General features: G+C 69.7%; 19 protein-coding genes. 9 read left to right on the top strand and 10 right to left on the bottom strand.

The features are described from left to right. Positions 1-113: 113 nt before the first annotated feature. From ACTJLD_RS03400 to ACTJLD_RS03375, 6 genes are all read right to left on the bottom strand, one after another. Positions 114-332: a hypothetical protein gene (locus tag ACTJLD_RS03400; RefSeq protein ID WP_021156746.1), complete on the bottom strand. Its 219-nt coding sequence runs from the start codon at positions 330-332 to the stop codon at positions 114-116. A gap of 47 nt (positions 333-379) precedes the next feature. Next, complete coding sequence (locus ACTJLD_RS03395) at positions 380-751, bottom strand: DUF6697 family protein (RefSeq protein WP_440657982.1); 372 nt, start codon at positions 749-751, stop codon at positions 380-382. Between the two features lie 425 nt (positions 752-1,176). Beyond that, positions 1,177-2,469, bottom strand: coding sequence for a hypothetical protein (locus ACTJLD_RS03390; protein ID WP_440657981.1), 1,293 nt, complete (start codon positions 2,467-2,469; stop codon positions 1,177-1,179). A 184-nt stretch (positions 2,470-2,653) separates the two neighbouring features. Continuing rightward, positions 2,654-4,294, bottom strand: coding sequence for a chaperonin GroEL (gene groL, locus ACTJLD_RS03385; RefSeq protein ID WP_021156751.1), 1,641 nt, complete (start codon positions 4,292-4,294; stop codon positions 2,654-2,656). A gap of 12 nt (positions 4,295-4,306) precedes the next feature. Continuing rightward, positions 4,307-4,597: a co-chaperone GroES gene (groES, locus tag ACTJLD_RS03380; RefSeq protein ID WP_027790739.1), complete on the bottom strand. Its 291-nt coding sequence runs from the start codon at positions 4,595-4,597 to the stop codon at positions 4,307-4,309. Positions 4,598-4,739: 142 nt separating this feature from the next. Next, complete coding sequence (locus ACTJLD_RS03375; RefSeq protein WP_440657980.1) at positions 4,740-6,023, bottom strand: lipase family protein; 1,284 nt, start codon at positions 6,021-6,023, stop codon at positions 4,740-4,742. Between the two features lie 380 nt (positions 6,024-6,403). Here ACTJLD_RS03375 and ACTJLD_RS03370 point away from each other — a divergent pair, with 380 nt between their 5' ends. Then, on the top strand, positions 6,404-7,084 hold the full coding sequence (locus ACTJLD_RS03370) for a class II aldolase/adducin family protein (RefSeq protein ID WP_060312309.1): 681 nt from the start codon (positions 6,404-6,406) through the stop codon (positions 7,082-7,084). 130 nt (positions 7,085-7,214) lie between these two features. Further along, positions 7,215-8,342 (top strand): sigma-54 interaction domain-containing protein, encoded by a 1,128-nt coding sequence (locus tag ACTJLD_RS03365; protein ID WP_060208398.1) that lies wholly within the window; start codon positions 7,215-7,217, stop codon positions 8,340-8,342. Here the strand turns inward: ACTJLD_RS03365 and ACTJLD_RS03360 are convergent. From ACTJLD_RS03360 to ACTJLD_RS03345, 4 genes are read right to left on the bottom strand one after another with little or no spacing between them, the layout of a single operon-like run. Further along, on the bottom strand, positions 8,333-9,121 hold the full coding sequence (locus ACTJLD_RS03360; RefSeq protein ID WP_059653948.1) for an ABC transporter permease: 789 nt from the start codon (positions 9,119-9,121) through the stop codon (positions 8,333-8,335). The two genes, ACTJLD_RS03365 and ACTJLD_RS03360, sit on opposite strands and share 10 nt — an antisense overlap. Positions 9,122-9,142: 21 nt before the next feature. Then, positions 9,143-9,958, bottom strand: a complete 816-nt coding sequence (locus tag ACTJLD_RS03355) for an ABC transporter permease (protein WP_440657978.1) — start codon at positions 9,956-9,958, stop codon at positions 9,143-9,145. Continuing rightward, complete coding sequence (locus ACTJLD_RS03350) at positions 9,958-11,055, bottom strand: PhnD/SsuA/transferrin family substrate-binding protein (RefSeq protein ID WP_230953592.1); 1,098 nt, start codon at positions 11,053-11,055, stop codon at positions 9,958-9,960. The genes ACTJLD_RS03355 and ACTJLD_RS03350 overlap by 1 nt, the downstream gene beginning before the upstream one ends. 40 nt (positions 11,056-11,095) lie before the next feature. Next, on the bottom strand, positions 11,096-12,172 hold the full coding sequence (locus ACTJLD_RS03345; RefSeq protein ID WP_124546776.1) for an ABC transporter substrate-binding protein: 1,077 nt from the start codon (positions 12,170-12,172) through the stop codon (positions 11,096-11,098). A gap of 465 nt (positions 12,173-12,637) precedes the next feature. Here ACTJLD_RS03345 and ACTJLD_RS03340 point away from each other — a divergent pair, with 465 nt between their 5' ends. The 7 genes from ACTJLD_RS03340 to ACTJLD_RS03310 are packed head-to-tail and all read left to right on the top strand — an operon-like array spanning position 12,638 to position 19,246. Further along, positions 12,638-13,810, top strand: coding sequence for an LLM class flavin-dependent oxidoreductase (locus ACTJLD_RS03340; protein WP_027790747.1), 1,173 nt, complete (start codon positions 12,638-12,640; stop codon positions 13,808-13,810). 44 nt (positions 13,811-13,854) lie between these two features. After that, positions 13,855-14,901, top strand: coding sequence for an ABC transporter substrate-binding protein (locus ACTJLD_RS03335; RefSeq protein WP_060197490.1), 1,047 nt, complete (start codon positions 13,855-13,857; stop codon positions 14,899-14,901). Positions 14,902-14,934: 33 nt separating this feature from the next. Continuing rightward, positions 14,935-15,753, top strand: a complete 819-nt coding sequence (locus ACTJLD_RS03330; protein WP_440657977.1) for an energy transducer TonB — start codon at positions 14,935-14,937, stop codon at positions 15,751-15,753. A 41-nt stretch (positions 15,754-15,794) separates the two neighbouring features. Next, complete coding sequence (locus ACTJLD_RS03325) at positions 15,795-16,511, top strand: MotA/TolQ/ExbB proton channel family protein (protein ID WP_059692912.1); 717 nt, start codon at positions 15,795-15,797, stop codon at positions 16,509-16,511. Continuing rightward, entirely contained in the window at positions 16,511-16,921 is a 411-nt protein-coding gene (locus ACTJLD_RS03320; protein ID WP_009694203.1) for an ExbD/TolR family protein, read from the top strand. The genes ACTJLD_RS03325 and ACTJLD_RS03320 overlap by 1 nt, the downstream gene beginning before the upstream one ends. Before the next feature lie 34 nt (positions 16,922-16,955). Continuing rightward, positions 16,956-18,032 carry an ABC transporter substrate-binding protein gene (locus tag ACTJLD_RS03315; protein WP_440657976.1) on the top strand — a complete coding sequence of 359 codons (1,077 nt, stop codon included), beginning with the start codon at positions 16,956-16,958 and terminating at the stop codon, positions 18,030-18,032. Next, positions 18,029-19,246, top strand: a complete 1,218-nt coding sequence (locus ACTJLD_RS03310) for an MFS transporter (RefSeq protein WP_440657975.1) — start codon at positions 18,029-18,031, stop codon at positions 19,244-19,246. The genes ACTJLD_RS03315 and ACTJLD_RS03310 overlap by 4 nt, the downstream gene beginning before the upstream one ends. Positions 19,247-19,254: the final 8 nt, after the last annotated feature.

Raw genomic sequence — 19,254 nt, 5'->3', positions numbered from 1 at the left:
CAGGGAAATCCTAGACAAAAGCGTGTAAAGACGGTGTCAGAGACGCGGGGGCGCCGCATTAAAATTTCGTATCGATTGCGATGGCGCCCGCCGCATGCCCGACAAGGACATCGTCAGGTACCCGACAGCACGAACGGCAACGTCGTCAGCAAGAACACGGAAATGCCGACGACCGGCGCACCGAACGCGATCGCCGCAAATGCCACCGCGGCGCTCGTCAGCACCAGCGTCCTCGAGCGCACGCGGTGCCGGCCGAGTGCCGTTGCGCGATCGTCGCGGGCGGCATCGGGTCGTGTGCCGATCACGTGTTTCCAGAACGTCAGGCCAAGCATGATTGCTCCTTGATGAAAGGCGACCGGGAGGGCGTGCGCTGCGCGCGTCAGCAGCGCTTGAGCTTCAGCACGCGCGAGATCTGCCCGGGCGTGAAGCCGCTGTTGCGCACGTAAGGCGCGCAGTCGAGCGGTGTGGTGAGCGATTCGCTGACGACGTACCGGCCGACGAAGCGGTACGCGTCCGTGGCCATGCGGATGAACACCGGAATCGCATCGCGTTGCGCGGCGAGCGTCCTGCCGGCCGCGCGCGCGGACGCGCTGCCGTCGCAGAGGATCACGTCGGGCGCATGCGGGTTGAGGTCCGTGCGCAGGCAGGCGGCCACGACCTTGCCGCTCTTCGTCGGCAGGAACGCCTGCTTGCTGCCGCCGCAGGCGGTGTGGATGAATTCGCGGGTGTACTGCTTGTCGATCTCGAACATGACCGGGCTCCGGTATCGGGAACTTCAGTGGGTTAAATCAGGGATGCAAAGCAATGTGACCGGATCGACATGCCGGATGCGGGCATGCCAGGCGATCGTTGCCGGGCTGGCGGATCGATGGCGCGACGTTGCAAGGGATGTTCCGCGGGAACACGCTTGCCCGCACGACGCGCGATCAACGCATCGACGTCGTGTTCAAGCGTGCACGGGAATGACTACGGCGCGCACCGTCCGCCTGCTGGCAGGACGGTGGCTCGGGAAAAGAGAGACGCAGGCGTCCTGCCTGTCAGGCAGAAAAGCAACTCGGAGGGCGAGGACTTCGGATGCGCATGGTGCGTACTCGGTGATGGATGGCGAACACATTCTAGTGAACGCACGCGCGTCCGCAAGTAAAAAGGTCGTAAAGGTTGCGTGGCCGGTGCGTGCTACGTGCACTGCCAGAGGTGCGCGCTGGTGCGGCACGGCGCGCACCAGAACGTGTAGTTCGCGCCGCCGCTACCCCACAGCCATTCGCCGCCGTCCGTTTGCGGGAGGCCGGAATCGAGCTGCATGACGAACGACATCTTGCGGCCGCAATCCGGACAGTCGGGATACCACGCGGACTGTACCCACGACGGCGCGCCGCCGACACGGCTCAGGTTCTGCCGGCCGTTCGATTCGCCCCAGTCCTGCCGTGTCCAGCGTGCCGGTGCGGCGAAGAGCGCAACGTCGGCCTCCACGAACGCGGCCGCCGGATACTCGGGCTGGATCGCGATGTCGCGTTGCTGCGACGGGTGCGCGCAGGCGTTGCCTGCGTCGTCGTGCCGGTGGAACAGCGGGCCGTCGCTCTCCCAGCCGACGCACGACAGGCAGGTGTCGAACGATACGGGCGTCGCGCTGTCGATGCCGGCTGCCGCGGGTTGCGGTAGCGTCAGCAACCGATGCAGCGGCTCGTGACACAGGCCGCATCGATGCGTCGACACGCCGCCGAAGCGCGCGCCCGATCGATGCGAATCGCGTGCGTGCCAGGTCGGGTGATGCGCGTCAATCTCGCGTTTCCACTTCGGCATCTCGCGGAGCCTCGGCGCACGCAGCGTCGGGCCGAAGTCGATGTGTAGCGGCGACTCGCCATGCAGCGCGCACAACGTGTCATGTTCCTGCGCATAGCCGGCAGACATGAGCCAGTTGGCGTACTTGCCCGGATCGTCGGAAAACAGCCGCGCCGCCGCGTCGCGAACGGCCGCGGGGTGTCGCGAATGAAGCAGCGCGACGGCGCGTTCGCGCATCGCGTCGTCGCCGGAGGGGGGCTCGGCAAGCCGGCCGCGCCATGCATCGATCGTCGCCGGATCGAGCATTCGCCACGCGTTGTCCTCGTAGTACAGGTGCGGCGACCGCTTCGCGGTCACAACGTCGAGAAACACGTCCCAGTGACCGGCAAATACCTGCGGCGCCTGTATTGCCGCGCTCGACAACACGCTCGCGAGCCGCGTGTTCCATGCGCCGTCGCGGACGCGTTGCCACGCTGCGGCGGTGACGTTCGCGAAAGCGGTGTCGTCCATCAGGTCGAGTGCGGCGTCGAGGAAGGTCGCATGCGACAGCTCGCGATCGAACGAAGCGATCACGAGGTCGGCGAGTGCCGCCGGATTGTCGCGTCGCAGCGCCAGCATCTGCGACATCGGATCGTTGCCGGTCCAGCCGAGGCGTTCGTAGTCGTCGAGAATGGTTTGTACGGTCGGCATGGCGTGGGCGGCGGGGCGGCGGACGGGCGTTCATCTTACCCGAGCGCGCCAGCGGGCCGGCACGCCGCCCGTTTTCGCAGCCCCATGCAAAAAACGCGTGACGACTTTCGTCGCCACGCGTTGCCTGCGTTTCGCTGTGCGTGCCGGTCGCGCATGCCGGCGAACCGGCATACGCGTCGGGTCATCAGAAATCGAAACCCGGCCCGCCCGCACCCGGGCCGCCCGGCGCAGCCGCCGGTGCCGCATCCTTCGGTGCTTCGAAGACGGTTGCATCGGTCGTCAGCAGCAGCCCCGCGACCGACGCCGCGTTCTGCAGCGCCGTGCGCGTGACCTTGGTCGGATCGAGCACGCCCGACTCGACGAGGTCGCCGTATTCGCCCGTTTGCGCGTTGTACCCGAAGTTGCCCGAGCCTTCGGCCACCTTCGCGACGACGACGCTTGCTTCCTCGCCCGCGTTCGTGACGATCTGGCGCAGCGGTTCCTCGAGTGCGCGCAGCACGATCTTGATGCCCGCGTTCTGGTCGGCGTTCACGCCCTGCAGTTCGCGGATCGCCTGCCGCACGCGGATCAGCGCGACGCCGCCGCCCGGCACGATGCCTTCCTCGACGGCCGCGCGCGTGGCGTGCAGCGCATCGTCGACGCGGTCCTTCTTCTCCTTCACCTCGATCTCGGTCGCACCGCCGACCTTGATCACTGCAACGCCGCCCGCGAGCTTCGCGACGCGTTCCTGCAGTTTCTCGCGGTCGTAGTCCGACGTCGCTTCCTCGATCTGCACGCGGATCTGCTTCACGCGCGCCTCGATGTTCTTCGCATCGCCCGCGCCGTCGATCACCGTCGTGTTTTCCTTGCCGACCTCGATGCGTTTCGCCTGGCCGAGTTCCGCCAGCGTCGCCTTCTCGAGCGTCAGGCCCGTTTCCTCGGCGATCACCTGGCCGCCGGTCAGGATCGCGATGTCTTCGAGCAGTGCCTTGCGGCGGTCGCCGAAGCCCGGCGCCTTCACGGCCACCGTCTTCAGGATGCCGCGGATGTTGTTGACGACCAGCGTCGCGAGCGCTTCGCCTTCGACGTCTTCCGCGATGATCAGCAGCGGCCGGCCCGATTTCGCGACCTGTTCGAGCACCGGCAGCAGGTCGCGGATGTTCGAGATCTTCTTGTCGTGCAGCAGGATGTACGGGCTTTCGATCTCGGCGATCTGCTTGTCGGGATTGTTGATGAAATACGGCGACAGGTAGCCGCGATCGAACTGCAACCCCTCGACAACGTCGAGCTCGTCCGCGAGCGACTTGCCGTCCTCGACGGTGATCACGCCTTCCTTGCCGACGCGGTCGATCGCTTCCGCGATGCGCTGGCCGATCGATTCCTCGCCGTTCGCGGAGATCGTCGCGACCTGCGCGATTTCCTTGCTCGTGGTGGTCGGACGGCTGATCTTCTTCAGCTCGTCGACGGCCGCCGCGACGGCCTTGTCGATGCCGCGCTTCAGGTCGAGCGGATTGAGCCCGGCCGCGACGTACTTCTGGCCTTCGCGGACGATCGCCTGCGCCAGCACGGTGGCCGTCGTGGTGCCGTCGCCGGCCGCATCGCTGGTGCGCGACGCGACTTCCTTCACGAGCTGCGCGCCGATGTTCTGCAGCTTGTCCGCGAGTTCGATTTCCTTCGCGACCGACACGCCGTCCTTGGTGACGACCGGCGCGCCGAAGCTGCGTTCGAGCACGACGTTGCGGCCCTTCGGCCCGAGCGTGACCTTCACCGCGTTCGCGAGAATGTTCACGCCTTCGGTCAGCCTGGCCCGTGCGACGTCGCTGAAAATGATTTCCTTCGCTGCCATGATTGCGCTCCGTTACTGGTTGACGACTGCGACGATGTCTTCCTCGCGCAGCACGAGAAACTCGGTGCCGTCCAGCTTGACGGCCTGGCCCGCGTACTTGCCGAACAGCACGCGCTCGCCGACCTGCAGGTCGGGCACGATGCGCTGGCCGTCCGCATCCTTGCGGCCGGGGCCAACGGCGATCACTTCACCCTGGTCGGGTTTTTCCGCGGCGCTGTCGGGGATCACGATGCCCGACGCGGTGGTGGTTTCCTGGTCGAGTCGCTTCACGATCACGCGGTCGTGCAAGGGGCGTAGGCTCATAGGTTCGTCCTGTGCTGTTCTGTCGAGATTGGCTGGCACTCTTTGGAAGAGAGTGCTGACGAGTATAAAAATGCGCGGCGGCGCGATCCAATAACGGATTCGGAAATGCATTCGCGCCGGCGTGCAAAGCGCGCGGCGCGCGTTATCGCGACACGGCCTGCTGCGCGGCGGGCGTGCAGACCGGGTGGATCGTCTCGCCGGCGAGCACGCGCTTCACGAACGGGATCGAATCGGCGAGCGACGCGTTCACGGTGCCGTTGTGTTCGCGGCCCGCATACAGGTGCGCCTCGACGGTCGTGCCCGCCGCGCACGCGTCCTTCGCGAGCGCGAGTTCGAGCGGCGCGAGCCCGTCGTCCGCGCCCGCGCCGATGAAGACGGGCGTCGCGATCTTCAGCGTCGGGTACGTCAGGTACGCGTCCCACCACGCTTTCAGCCGTGCATCGCCGCCGGGCTTCACGGTGTTCGCATGCGTGAGGTGCGCGAGCGCCGCATCGTCCTCGAGCGACGCGAGGCAACCGATGCGCGCCTGTTCGAGGATCGGCACCGCCTGGTCGGTCAGCACTTCGTCGGCGCGCAGAGACGGGTCGATCTGCTGGGCGGAGAGCACCGAGTAGAACTGGTACGCGAGTGTCGGATCGACGCGCTCAAGATCGCGTCGGTAAGCACTGTCGAACTTCGGCAGCGACGCGAGCGTGGCGGGCGATGCGTTGTAGATCGTCCCGGTGGCGACGGTCGCGCGGATCGCGAGTTCGGGCGCATACGCGGGCGCGTAGCCGGCCGCCGCGAACACGGCCGATCCGCCTTGCGACTGGCCGACGAGCACGACTTCGTTCGCGAGGCCCGGCACGCCGCCGAGTACCGCGCGCACGCTGTCGAGCAGCGTGTAGCTGTTCGAGCGGTTGTTGAGCTGCGGATTCGGGCCCGGCGTGCCGAGCCCCTGATAGTCGGTCGCGACGACGGCGAACCCCTGCTGAAGCCACGCGTTCAGGTAGCGCACGTCGCGATACGAGCGGCCGAACCACGACGGCGCGCAGATGTCGGCCATCCCGAACGTGCCGTGCGCCCACGCGACGATCGGCCAGCCGCCGGCGGGCGGCGTGCCGCGCGGCACGAACAGCGCACCCGACACGGCGATCGGCGTGTGACCGCCGACACCGTCGGTCGACGCATAGAGGATCCGCAACTGGCGCGCTGCGCTCGCGAGCCCGAGCGTCGCGGGCAGCGGCTCGGTGCGCAGCAGCGCGCCGGGCGTCGCCGGAATGTCGCGGTCCCACGTGTAGAACGCCGACACGCGGCCGTCGCCCTGCAGCGGGTCGGGCGCGGGAACGCGGCCGGGCGAAGCCGCGTGCGAGGGGAAGGACGATACGGCGAGCGCCGAAGCCAGCAGTGCGCGCGCGGCACAGCCGCGCAGGGGGAGGAGCGTCATGGTCGGATGGAGGTCGATGAGATCGGATCGGAAGCGCCGGACGGTGCATGGCGCGGGCCGAGCACGACGCAAGTTTCGAACCAGCGCATCCGTTGCGGGTGCGGCGCGCGGCGCGACGGGCCGTTGCGTCGTACCGCGTGTGCCGCACGCATGCGCCGGCTGCGCGTCGCGCAGCAGTCCGGGCCGGCGGGCTGTTGCTCCCGCAACAAACGCAGGGGCACGGATCGTGCCGCGGGCGTCGTGCATGACCGGCCCGCACCGCGGCGCGGGCGTTCGATGCGTGCGCGCCCGGCTGGCACGATTGCTGCTGATCCGGTCGGCGTGTGTCGCGACGTTGCGTTGCGATCCCCTCCGTCCACCCGATCAAGGAAACCATCCTCATGTCCGTCACCCCAACCATCGACAGCGGCGAACTCGTGGCATTCGTCGAGCGTGCCGCGCGCGAATTCACGCAGGCCGCACGCGTGCTGAAGGACACGCGCACGCTGTCCGCGACCAACACGTTCCAGGCGTTCCAGCGCGTGCCGGGCACCGAGCTCGTCGTCGCGCTGTCGGCGCCGAGTCCGTGGGCCGCCTCGCAGGAAGTCCAGCCCGTCGTCGTGACGTTCGACGGCGACGTGCTGCATGGCGACGCGCGCGCGGGCGGCAACGGGCCGCGTTATGCGGACGTGTTCCGCGAGGCGCCGGACGTCGGTGTCGTGATCCACGTGCACGGCCCGTATCTCGGCGCATGGGCGAGCGCGCATCGCCCGCTGCCGATCCGCTATGCGCCGGCTGCGCGCTACACGCGCGCCCGCGAGATTCCGGTGTACGTCGATCGTCGTCCCGGGGAGCCGCGTTTCATCGTCGACACGATCCGCCGCGACCCCGAGGTACCGGCGATCATCGAGGCGAACGGCGGCGCAACCTTCTGGGGAAAATCGATCCTCGACGTGTCGAAGTACATCCTGATCCTCGAGGAAGCCGCGTATTTCCAGGCGCTCGCGGAGCCGCTCGGCGGCTCGCTCGAGTTCGGGCCGGGCGCGCTCGAGCAGCAATGGAAGATGACCGGTCTCGCGTGACATCGTGTGCGCTCGCGCGGCGGCCGGCGCAATCCGGCCGCCGTCATACCGATAGCTCGATGAATTGGTTCATCCCCGGCGCGCGCCTTGCTATCGTCGAACCTTCCCCGTTCAACACGCCGGTCGTGCCATGGCCATCTTCAGTTTGCCGGACCCGAATTCGCATGCGATCACGATCCGTGCGAAGGCGCTGACGTTCGACGATCCCAAATCGCGGGTGCTGCTCGAGCGCATCCAGCTCGTCGCGCCGAGCGACGCGACCGTGCTCGTCACCGGCGAGAGCGGCACCGGCAAGGAGCTGATCGCGCGCCTCGTGCACTCGCTGAGCGAGCGCCATGACGGCCCGTTCGTGGCGGTCAACTGCGGCGCCTTCTCCGAGACGCTGATCGAAAGCGAGCTGTTCGGCCACGAACGCGGCGCGTTTACCGGCGCGATCAACAGCCAGCCCGGCTGGTTCGAATCCGCGAATCGCGGCACGCTGTTTCTGGATGAGGTGGGCGACCTGCCGCTATCCGCGCAGGTCAAGCTGCTGCGCGTGCTGCAGGAGCGCGAAGTGACGCCGGTCGGCTCGCGCAAGACCGTGAAGATCGACGTGCGGCTCGTCGCGGCGACCAACGTGAATCTCGAAGCCGCGGTGCGCGCGGGCAATTTCCGCGAGGATCTTTACTACCGGCTCAACGTCGTGAAGCTGAGCCTGCTGCCGCTGCGCGAGCGCCTCGGCGACATCGCGCCGCTGATCGAACACTTCATCGACACCTATGCGAAGCGGCTGCGCGTCGCCGCGCCGACGCTCACGGAGGCCGCGCGCGCACGGCTGCACGCGCACGCGTGGCCGGGCAATATCCGCGAACTCGAGAACGTGATCCACCACGCGGTGCTGATCTGCGCGGGTGGTGCGATCGATGTGGGCGACCTGCAGTTCTCCGCGCTGTCGCTCGCGCCCGATGCCGACGACCCGCGCGCCCCGGCGGCGGCACCGCCGCGCCGTGCGCGCGATGTGGCCGAGGCGACCGATGCGCTGCGCCATGCGGTGATCGAGCTGCTGGATCTCGGCACGCCGTCGCTCTGGCAGCACATCGAGGACACCGTCTACCGCAGCGTGTTCGACTACAGCGAGCACAACCAGCTGCGCATGTCGCGCCTGCTCGACCAATCGCGCAACATCGTGCGTGCGCGGCTCGCGCAGCTCGGCATCCTGAAGCCGCGCGATGCGGGTGACGGAGGCGACGCCGACGCGCGGTTGCGCCGTCAGGCGTGATCGCGCCAGCGCAGCGCGCGCTGCGCGATCCGCTCGCATAGCGCACTCATGCCGACGGCGAGCGCCGTCACCCCCAGCACGCAGACCAGCAGCACGTCGGCGCGCGCGCCGGCCTGCGCGTTCTGCATCAGGCTGCCGACCCCCGCGCCCGCGTTGAACAGCAGCTCGCTGCTGGTCGCGGTGATCCACGCGAACGGCACGGCTTGCAGCACGCCCGCGAACAGGTCGGGCAGCGCGCCGGGAATCAGCACGTCGCGCCACAGGCCGATGCGCGTCAGGCGATACGACTGCGCGAGTTCGACGTAGCGCGGATCGACGCGGCGCAGCCCGTCGAAGCTGGCGGTGGTCATCGGGTAGAACGCGGCGAGCGCGATGATGAGCACCTTCGCGAATTCGCCGGTGCCGGCCCACAGGCTCAGCAGCGGAATCAGCCCGAGCAGCGGCACGTAGCGCAGTGCCTGGAACGCCGGCTCGCCGAGCTTGCGCGCGAGCGTCGAGCGCGCCATCGCCGCGCCGAATACAAGCCCGAACGCGACGCCGAACCCCAGCCCGAGCGTCGTGCGGCGCAGGCTCGCGCCGAGATCGGTCGCGAGTTCGCCGCTGCGGGCGAGTTCAACGAGTGCGGCGCCCACCTGCTGCAATGGCACGAACGCGTATTGATGGGCCGCGTCGCCGGACGACGCGAACTGCCATGCGGCCACCAGCAGGGCCGGCACGACGAGGCCGCGCGCGCGGCGGCGCAGCGGGGCGAGCGAGAGAGAGCGTATGGCGAGCGTCATTTCGAAGCGTATCCAGTCAGGTCAGCGCGAGGGCGCTTGCCAGCGCAATGCGTAGCGTTGCACGAGCGCGATCGACCGGTCGATCGCGAAGCCGATCAGCCCGATCACCGCGACGTCGATGAGCACGACGTCGAGCCGCAGCATCTGCCGCGCGAGTTCCATCATCTGGCCGATCCCGCTGTCGGCGCTGAGCAGCTCGACCGCGACGAGCGCGAGCCACGCCCGTGCAAGCGCGATCCGCACGCCGGTCAGCAGCGGCGGCAGCGCGGCCGGCAGCAGCACGTCGCGCAGCAGCGCGAAGCGGCCGAGCCCGTAGTGCCGCGCCATCTCGACGAGGTCGCGCGGCGCGTCGTGCACGCCCGTGTACGCGGCCAGCGCGACCGGGAAGAACACGGCCTTGCCGACGACGACGAGCTTCAGCGGCTCGTCGACGCCGATCAGCAGGATCAGCAGCGGAATCAGCGTGAGCGTCGGCACTTGCCGCAGCAGGTCGAACGTCGGCCGCAGGTAGTCGGAGAACAGCCGGCTGCGCGCCAGCAGGATGCCGAACGCGGCCCCGCCCGTCGCTCCGATCGCGAACCCGAGCGCGAGGCGATGCAGCGTGATCAGCAGGTTGTCGCGCAGTTCGCCGGTGTCGAACAGGGTGCGCAGCGTCGCCGCGAGCCGGCCGGGCGGCACGACGAGCTGCGGCGGGAACCAGCGCTGCGCGCTCGCGAGCCACCACAGCGTGGCGAACGCGACGGGCGTGGCCCACCACAGCGCGAGCCCGCCGAGCCGCGCGATGCCGGGCAGGCGGATCGCGCGTGCGCCGTTCGACGCGAGGGCGTGCATCGGCATCAGCGGCTCGCGACGCGCGCCGTGTCTGCGCGCCAGTAGCCGTCGAGCCCGAGCTGCTTGAGCGCGGTCGCGACGAACGTCGGCGCGAGCAGCGCGTTCACGTCGACCGGCGCGGACGTCAGGCCGGCCTGGCGGCTGTACGCGACGACATCGCGGTAGTGACCGGTCAGCGCGGGCGTGAAGAGCGGCGTCCATTGCTCCTTCCACGGCGTCGATTCGTCCGCGTATTCGCGGCGCACGACGCTTTCCGGCTGGCCGGACGCGCTCAGGATCTTCACGTACGCATCGCGGTTCTGCGGCTGCGAGATCCAGTGCGCGGCACGCACGTAGGCGGTCGCGACGAGCTGCGTGATGTCGGGGTAGCGCCGCACGAAATCGTCCGATGCCCACAGTTCCGCGCGCATCTTCCAGTCGTCGGGCGCGGTCTTGGTCGACCAGATGATCTTGCCGACGTTCTTGTCGACGAGCGAATACGCGTCGGACAGCGTGAAGAAGCCGTCGACGCGGCCGGCCGCGACCGCTGCCGCACCGGCCTGCGGGTCGAGGTTGTAGATCCTGAAGTCGGACAGCTTCAGCCCGTTCTCGGCGAGCAGCTTGCTGAACGTGACTTCCCACGGCCGGCCGCGATTGAGCGCGATGCGCTTGCCTTTCAGGTCGACGATCGACTTCGCGCTCGAGCCGGCCGGCACGACGAGATACGTATTGCTGCCGACCCCGCCCGGCACGATCAGGCGCGTATGCGTGCCCGATGCGTTGACGACGACAGAGGGCAGGTCGCCGTAGCCCGCGAAGTCGATGCTGCCGTTCGTGAACGCCTCGTTGACGAGTGTGCCGACCGCCGCGGTCGACACCGGTACCCATTGCAGCTTCACGTGCCGCGCGGCGAGCGCCTTCTCGAGCGACTTGTCGGCGTCGATCAGCGCGGAGGCGCCCGCGTACTGCGTCTTGCCGCCGCCCGAATAGGCGACGACGGCGATTCGCACCACCTTGGGCGCATCGTCCGCATGCGCGGCCGGTGCGGCGAGCGATGCCGCGGCAAGCGGCAGCGCGGCGAACAGCGCACGCAGCGGGCGGCGCAGCGAAGCGAGGGAGAGCATGTGTTTCATGATGGTCGGGATCAGTGGGCGGAAAAGAGGCTCACGCGCGTTTCTGCCGCGACGGCCGCAGCACGTCGGCGAGCGGGCGCGGGTCGATCCAGTCGGCGACGTCGAAGTCGGCTTCCAGAAAACCCCGGTCGTGCAGGAACGTCTTGAACTCGTCGAGCGCCGCGACGGATTCGTCGTCGAGGTTGACGCCGAGGTGCCGGTGCAGCTGGTTGCCGTATGCGGCGCGAACCCAGTCGATCGACGACGCGGTTTCGCCGGCCACGTAGTGCGCGGTTTCGTCGGGATGCGTGCCGGCCCATTCGCCGGCCGCGACCACGAGCTTCAGGAAGCCGGCGACGATGTCCGGATGGTTAGCGAGCACGTCCGCGTTGACGGTCAGCGGGCGCGGCGTGCCGTTGTTGTTGCGGATCGAGCGCTCCGGATGAAAGCCGATGTCGATCACGACGTGCGCGCCGATCAGCTGCGCGATCTCGAGGCCGGTCGAGCCCTTCACGTAGATCGCGTCGACCTCGCCGCGCAGCAGCGCGCCGGCTTCGGCCGCGTACAGCGCACGGCTCGAGAAGCCGTGCGGCGACGCGAACAGGTCCGCCGCGCGCGCCGGCCCGACGGCCTGCAGCGTGCGTGCATGCACGTCGACGAGTTCGACGTCGGCGGTGGTCAGCCCGTCGAGGCTCAGCGCGTTCACGAAGCCGCGCAGCGCCGACGCGCGAAAGATGTCGATGCGGTCGTCGGGGCGGCTCGGGATCGCGACGCGGCGCCCGCGCAACGCCTTCACGGAGCGGATGCCCGACTCGGGCCGCGCGAGGATCAACTGCGATTCGTCGACCCACGACAGCCCGATCACGCGCGTGTTCGCGCCGTTCGAGCGCGCCCACATCGCGGGGATGCTGCCGCCCTGGCGAAACGACTGCGTCAGCGTGTGGTCGCTGATCGACGACACGTCGTGCCGCGTGGCGCCGCGCGGCGAGCGGATCGCGACGCCGTCGGCCGACGTCTCGCCGTTGAGCCAGCCGAGATGCACGGCGATACCGAGCGGGGTCGGCACGGGCGATCGGGCGTACCAGAACGTCTGCTGCTTGTCCGATGACGAATCGGGCCTGTCTGTCATGTGTGAGATTCCCTCTCTGCGTAAGCATGGTCGAAGCGCGGTCGCGCGCGGTGCCGCCCGGTGTCGGTGCGCACGCGCGGGCCGGTCAGCGTTGCAAGTTCCGGGCCAGTGAACGGAAACGGCGCGGCCGCACGCGGTGCGGGCGTCGCGCGGAAAGGGCGATGCGTGTGTCGATGCGTGGCCTGTTGCGCCAGCAACAGTCGCGTGGGCCGCTGTTGCGCGCGCAGCAGCGGTGCGGCCGATGCAGCAGCACGGCACGGGCCTGTCGCGACCGCGCCGGCCACGGCCGGGCGGGTGCGATCCGGTTGCCGTCGACGCCCGGCGTGCAAGGCGCCGCGCAGGTTTGCAGGCGTCCGCGCAGGTGTCGCGTCGGGCGGGTTGGCACACCGCGTGCTTTACAGCGCAGCACACGGGCGGCACGCCGATGCCGCACGCAATCCGAATGGCCCGACCAGGAGAACCCCGATGGCTGTTGAATTTCTGTGGCGCCTGCCGATGCATGGCGACGGCAGGCGCGCACACGACCTGCATACACGCGGCGAATGGAACCGCCAGCGCGGATCGCGCGTCGCGCCGAAAGTCGACGACGACGAATTCGGCTACATCGACTATCTGTCGCAGGTCGCGCGCGCGGCCGATATCGCCGGCTTCCACGGCGCGCTGATCCCGATCTTCCGCTTCACGGAGGAGCCGTGGGTCGTGGCGGCCGCGCTGGCGCGCGAGACGCGCCGGCTGCGGCTCCTGATCGCGCTGCAGCCGCATTTCGTGCATCCCGTCTACGCGGCGCAGATGGCCGCGAGCCTGCAGCGGATCAGCCGTGGCCGCGTGGAGTGGAACGTCGTCACGGGCGGCGGCGGCCCCGACCAGCGCGCGTACGGCGACTTCATCGACCACGACAGCCGTTATGCGCGTACGGACGAATTCCTCGACGTCGTGAAGGGCGTCGCGGCCGGCGAGCCGTTCACGTTCGACGGACGCTTCTACCGCGTCGAAGGCGGTGGCCTGCTGCCGCCGCTGAGCGGCCAGAAACCGCCGCGCATCTACCTGGCCGGCGCGAGCGATGCCGCGCTCGCGGTCGCCGCGAAGCATGGGGACGTGCACCTGAGCTGGGGCGAGCCGCTCGCGAAACAGAAGGAGGTGATCGATGCGGCCCGCCGCGCGCTCGATCGCCAGAACGCCGAGCGCGACCTGCGCTTCGGCATGCGCATCGACATCCTGGCGCGCGAGACCGAGGAGCAGGCGTGGGCCGAGTTGCGGCAGATGTTCGCGACGGTGGGCGACGCGACGCGCAACGGCTTCGGCGGGCGCGGCGAGTCGTCGGAATCGGTCGGTGCCAAACGCCAGTTCGCGCTGCACCAGGGCAACACGCAGCACTTCGACGACCTGATCGTCGGCCCGAACCTGTGGGCCGGGATGTCGCAGATTCGCGGCGGCCCCGGCTGCGTGATCGTCGGCAGCCACGAGCAGGTGGCCGAGCGGCTCGCGGAATACGTCGACATCGGCGTGTCGACGTTCATCCTCGCGAGCAACCCGCATCTCGAGGAGGCGTACCGCGTGGGCGAGGAAGTGCTGCCGCTCGTCGACGGCGCGCTGAACGCGCGCGGCACGCAGGCGGCGCTGCGCGTGGCCGGCGCATGAGCGCAACGGCATCCCCCCGCATTCCAACGACAAGGACATTCACCATGACGACACTCGCTGCGCAGGCCACGGCCCGCGACGCACTCTGGTACACGCGCTGCCCGGTGCCGACCGCGCTCGGCATCGCCGTGCACCGCGGCTGGTTCGACGAGGAGTTCGGGCCGGACGGCATCGCGCTGCATTCGCTGCAGGAAACGGCCGACGCCGGCAAGCGCGAATCGCACTTCGATCACAGCCTCCCGTCCTCGTTCCGGCAGGGCGGCAACATTCCGGCGCTGTGGGCGCGGGCACGCGGCGCCGATACGCGCGTGATCGGTCTGTCGTGGACCAACGAGTTCCAGGCGATCGTCACGCTGCCCGATCGCGGCATCCGCACCGTGCGCGATCTGCGCGGCCGGCGGCTCGGGTTGCCGCGCCATCCGATCAGCATCGACTTCTGGCGCGCGGCCGCGCTGAAAGGCTTCCTGAGCGCGCTCGAACTGGAGGGGCTCGGGCACGGCGACGCCGAATGGGTCGACCTGCCCGACGAACGCGAACGCCGCACCGGGCCGGCATCGTTTACGCGCGGCCCGCACGAGTACGGGATCGAGATCGCGGCGCTCGTGCGCGGCGAGGTCGACGCGGTGTTCGTGAAAGGAGTCGAAGGGCTCGAAACCGTGCACCTGATCGACGCGCAGGTGGTCATCGATCTCGGCGCGCACCCCGATCCGCTGGTGCGGATCGGCAACGGCACGCCGCGTACGCTGACCGTCGATCGCGCACTGATCGACGCGCGCCCCGATCTCGTGAGCCGCTTCCTGTCGGTCGTGGTGGGTGCGGGCGACTGGGCCGCGCGTCATCCGGCGGAGACGGTGGCTTATATCGGCCGCGAAACGCGCGCGTCCGACGAATGGGTGCGCTATGCGTACGGCGCGGACGTGCACCGCCATCTGGAGACGGGGCTCGCGCAGACGTCGATCGACGGGCTGGTGGCGTTCAAGGACTTCCTCGTCGAGTGGGGCTTTCTCGAACAGGATTTCGATGCGCGCGCATGGATCGACCCGGCGCCGTTCACGCGCATCGACCGGCAACGCCATGCGTGGGTCGCGTAGCGCGCCGCGGCGCGTCATTGCAAGGAGTCGAGCATGACAGGTCTGACGATCGAATACGGCGTGCCGCCGGCGCGCCGGCATGCGGCACGTGCGGCACCGCGCACGGGCGCGGGTGCGGCCGCCGCGGTGGCTGCTGCATGGCCGCCGTCGGCTTCGCCTGCCGCACGGCCGGATGCGCGCGCGGCGAAGCCGGGGCGGTGGCGCGTCACGGGTGCGATTGCACTTGCCGTAGCGGCGCTGCATGCGGGCGTCGCGCTGCTGGCCGCGCGCGCCCCCGCCGCGCCGCCCGTGCAGCCGCCGCGGCCGCTGCCGATGACGGTCGAACTGACGCGGCCGCCCGAACCGTTGCCGCAGGCCGCGCATCCGCCGCCACCGGTGGTGCCGAAGCAGCAGCCGCTGAAGCAGGCGCCGACCCCGCCGAAGCCGCGTGCGGCCGTCGCGCATCCGGCGCCTGCGCCGGCTGCCGCGCAGCCTGTCACACGCGAGGCGGCACCCGCGCCGACGGCACCGGCCATGGCCGCACAGGCCGCACCGTCTCCCGCACCCGCCGCGCCGGCGGCGCCCGTGCGCGAAACCGCGCCGATCGGCGACGCGGCCTACCTGCGCAACCCGGCGCCCGACTACCCGGCCTTTGCGCAGGACCAGGGCTGGGAAGGGCGCGTCGTGCTGCGCGTGCACGTGCTCGCGAACGGCACGCCCGATGCCGTCGATGTCCGCACGAGCAGCGGCCGCCGCATGCTCGACAACGCGGCGGTGGCCGCCGTGAAGCGCTGGACGTTCGTGCCCGCGAAGCGCGGCGACGAAGCGGTCGACGGCTGGGTCAACGTGCCGATCGATTTCAAGCTGGGCTGACCGACCGGGCGGCCCGCCACATTTTTCAAGGAACTCACATCATGAACGGTATCCCGACCACCTTCATCGTCCAGGGCGCGCTCTGGCTGCTCGTCGTCTTTTCCGTCGTCACGTGGACGCTGATCGTCGTGAAGGCGATCCAGAGCCTGCGTGCGAGCGCACGCAACCGGCATTACACGCGCGCGTTCTGGGCCGCGAACAGTTTCCACGAGGCGGCCGCGCTCGACGGCGCCGACAGCCCCGTGGGCGAACTCGCCGCGACGGGTTTCGACGCGCTGCGGCGCGCCGACGAAAGCAGCGCGCACGATCTCGAACACAGCTGGAGCCGCCACGACCTGCTCGAACGCCATCTGCGCCAGCAGATCCACAACGCGCGCCGGCGCGCGGAAGCGGGGCTCGCCGTGCTCGCGTCGATCGGCAGCACCGCGCCGTTCGTCGGCCTGTTCGGCACCGTGTTCGGCATCATCCATGCGCTGACCGCGATCACGCACAGTGCGTCCGCGAGCATCGATGTGGTCGCCGGGCCGATCGGCGAGGCGCTGGTCGCGACCGGGATCGGCATCGCGGTCGCGGTGCCGGCCGTGCTCGCGTACAACTTCTTCGTGCGCCGCGTGAAGGCCGCGTCGGCCGATCTCGATGCGTTCGCAACCGATTTCGTCACGCTCGCACAGAAGGCTGGTTTCCGCGTGCCGGCCGCCGCCACCGCGCCCGCGCCGGCACGCCGTGCCGACGGCGCCCGTCAGGAGGCGTTCGCATAATGGCCTTCTCGTCCTCTTCCGACAACGACGACGTGCTCAGTGAAATCAACATCACGCCGCTCGTCGACGTAATGCTCGTGCTGCTCGTCGCGTTCATCGTCACGGCGCCGCTGCTCAACAACGCGGTGCACGTGAACCTGCCGAACACCGTCGCCACGGCGCCGGCCGACCGCAAGCCGAACGTCACCGTGAGCGTCGACGACAAGGGCGTCGTGTATCTCGACAAGCGCGCGGTCGCGCTCGCCGCGGTGCCGGCCGAGCTCGCCGCGCTGAAGGCCGGGCGGCCCGACGTCGCGCTCGACCTGCAGGCCGACGAGCACGTGCCGTACGGCACCGTCGCGAAGCTGATGGCCGCGATCGAGCATGCGGGCATCACGCGGCTGTCGGTGCTCACTGCGCCGCGCGGCTGATGCGCGGTTCACGACTCCTTTTCCGAACGCATCCATGAGCATCACGGCTTCCCATCACGTCCAGTCGATCTGGTACACGCGCTGTCCGGTGCCGACACCGCTCGGCATCGCCGCGCATCTCGGCTGGCTCGACAGCGAGTTCGCCGGCGACGGCATCACCGTCCGCGCGCTGCAGGAAAACCAGCATGCGGCGCTGCATCGCGCGCACGTCGATCATTCGCTCGACAACACGTTCCGGCAGGGCGGCAGCATTCCCGCGCTGTGGGCGCGCGCCTCCGGCGCCGATACCCGGGTGGTCGCGCTGACCTGGGTCGACGAGGCGCAGGCGATCGTCGCGTTGCCGGAAACCGGCCTGAAGCGGCCGAGGGACCTGCGCGGGCGCCGCATCGGGCTGCCGCGCCGCGACGGCGAACGTATCGACATCTTCCGCGCGGCGGCGCTGCGCGGCTTCGTCAGCGCGCTGTCGCTCGACGGGCTCGGCCCCGCCGACGTCGAATGGGTCGACGTGCCCGCGTCGAACCTGCGCGCGCCCGTGTCGACGCCGCTGACGCGCGACGCGGCATTCAGCCATCCGTCGAGCCTGTCCAGCCGGCGCCTTTATGCGGCGGAAGCGGCCGCGCTCGTGCGCGGCGAGGTCGACGCGATCTACGTGAAGGGTTCGCTCGGGCTCGAGACCGCGCACCTGATCGGCGCGCAGACGGTCGTCGACATCGGCTTTCATCCCGATCCGCAGATCCGCATCAACAACGGCTCGCCTCGGCCGCTGACCGTCAATGCATCGACGCTCGAACGCCATCCCGACATCGTTCGCCGCTTCCTCGCGCGCGTGACCGATGTCGAAGGCTGGGCGCGCGAGCACGAGCAGGAAGTGCTCGGCTATCTCGGCCGCGAGACGGGATCGGGTCACGACTGGCTGCGGCTCGCGTACGGCACCGACGTGCACCGGCGGCTGCGCACGGATCTCGACGAAGCGTCGATCGCCGCGCTCGACGATTTCAAGCGCTTCCTCGTCGAATGGCGGTTCCTGCCTGCGGACTTCGACGTGCGCGCGTGGATCGACCGGCGCGCGCTCGACGGCATCGCACCGCTGTCTCGCGACGTCGCGCGGTGAGCGCGCCGGCACGCGTCGCCGACGCATGGCGGCGCGAGCGCTTCACCGGCGGCTTCATGCTGCTGGCGCTCGCGAGCGGCACGACGATCAGCATGGCGCAGCTCGCGACGACGCTGTATGCGCTCGCGCTCGGCGTCGACAGCGCGCGGCTCGGCATCATCGCCGCGATGGAGCCGCTCGGCATCGCGCTGATGACGCTGCCGGCCGGGCTGCTCGTCGCGCGCTACGGCGCGCGGCGCGTGTACTTCGCCGCGAGCATGGGGCCGATGCTGCTCAACCTCGTCGTGCCGTATACCGGCGCATGGCCGCTGATCGCGCTCACGCAAGTGCTGATCGGGCTGTGCATCCCGTTCCGGATCGTGTCCATCAACGGCGTGTTTCTCGCGCGTCTCGCGCAGATCGGCCTCGCGCGCGCCGGCTGGTACCGCGCGGCGATGTCGGTCGGAACCGGCATGGTCGGGCCGTGGCTCGCGAGCTGGCTGATCGGCGCGCATGGCGCGGTCGCGACGTTCTGCGCGGCGTCGGCGAGCTTCGCGGGCATGGCGCTGTTCAGCCGGACGCTGCTCGGCGACGCCGAGGCCGTGCCGCGCGGCGCCCAACCGGAAGCCGGTGGCCTGCGCGCGTTGCTGGCGCTCGCATGGAATCACGACGTGCGCGAGCAACTCGTGCTGGAGGCCGTGAACAGTGCGACGCGTTCGCTTGCCGGCGCGTATACGGTCGTGCTCGCGATCCAGTCGCTCGGGCTGTCCCAGGCGCACGCCGTCGCGCTGCTGACGTTGCAGGCCGTGGTCGCGGTGATCGCGCTGTTCGGGCTCGGCCATGTCGCGCAGCGGCTGAGCGCGCGCCGTTGCCACGGGCTCAGCCTGGCCGGCGCCGTAGCCGGCCTGCTCGCGCTCGGGCTCGCCCGTGACGCGTGGATCGTCGGCGCGGGGCTCGCTTTGCTGTGCGCCGGCTCGTCGCTGCTGCATCTCGTCAACATGCAGCGCCTCGGCCGTCACCCGGCGGACAAGAGCCAGGTGTCGAGCCTCTACAACCTCGCGTCGATGACGGGCGCGTTCTGCGGCCCGCTGGCCGGCAGTGCGCTCGTGCCGGCCGTCGGGTTGCAGGCCGTGTTTCTGTGCTGGCTGCCCGTCGTCGTGCTGGTCGCGTGCGCGTTGCGCGTCGCACATGGGCGGCGCGATGCGTCGCGGCCCGTGACTGCGAAGCTCTCCTGACGACCATC

Origin of the sequence: Burkholderia sp. 22088 (assembly GCF_052045915.1) — a bacterium.
In the GTDB taxonomy this organism is placed as follows: Bacteria; Pseudomonadota; Gammaproteobacteria; order Burkholderiales; family Burkholderiaceae; genus Burkholderia; species Burkholderia cepacia.
Note: the sequence above shows the minus strand (reverse complement) of the source record. Positions and strands in the feature narration are given on the sequence as shown.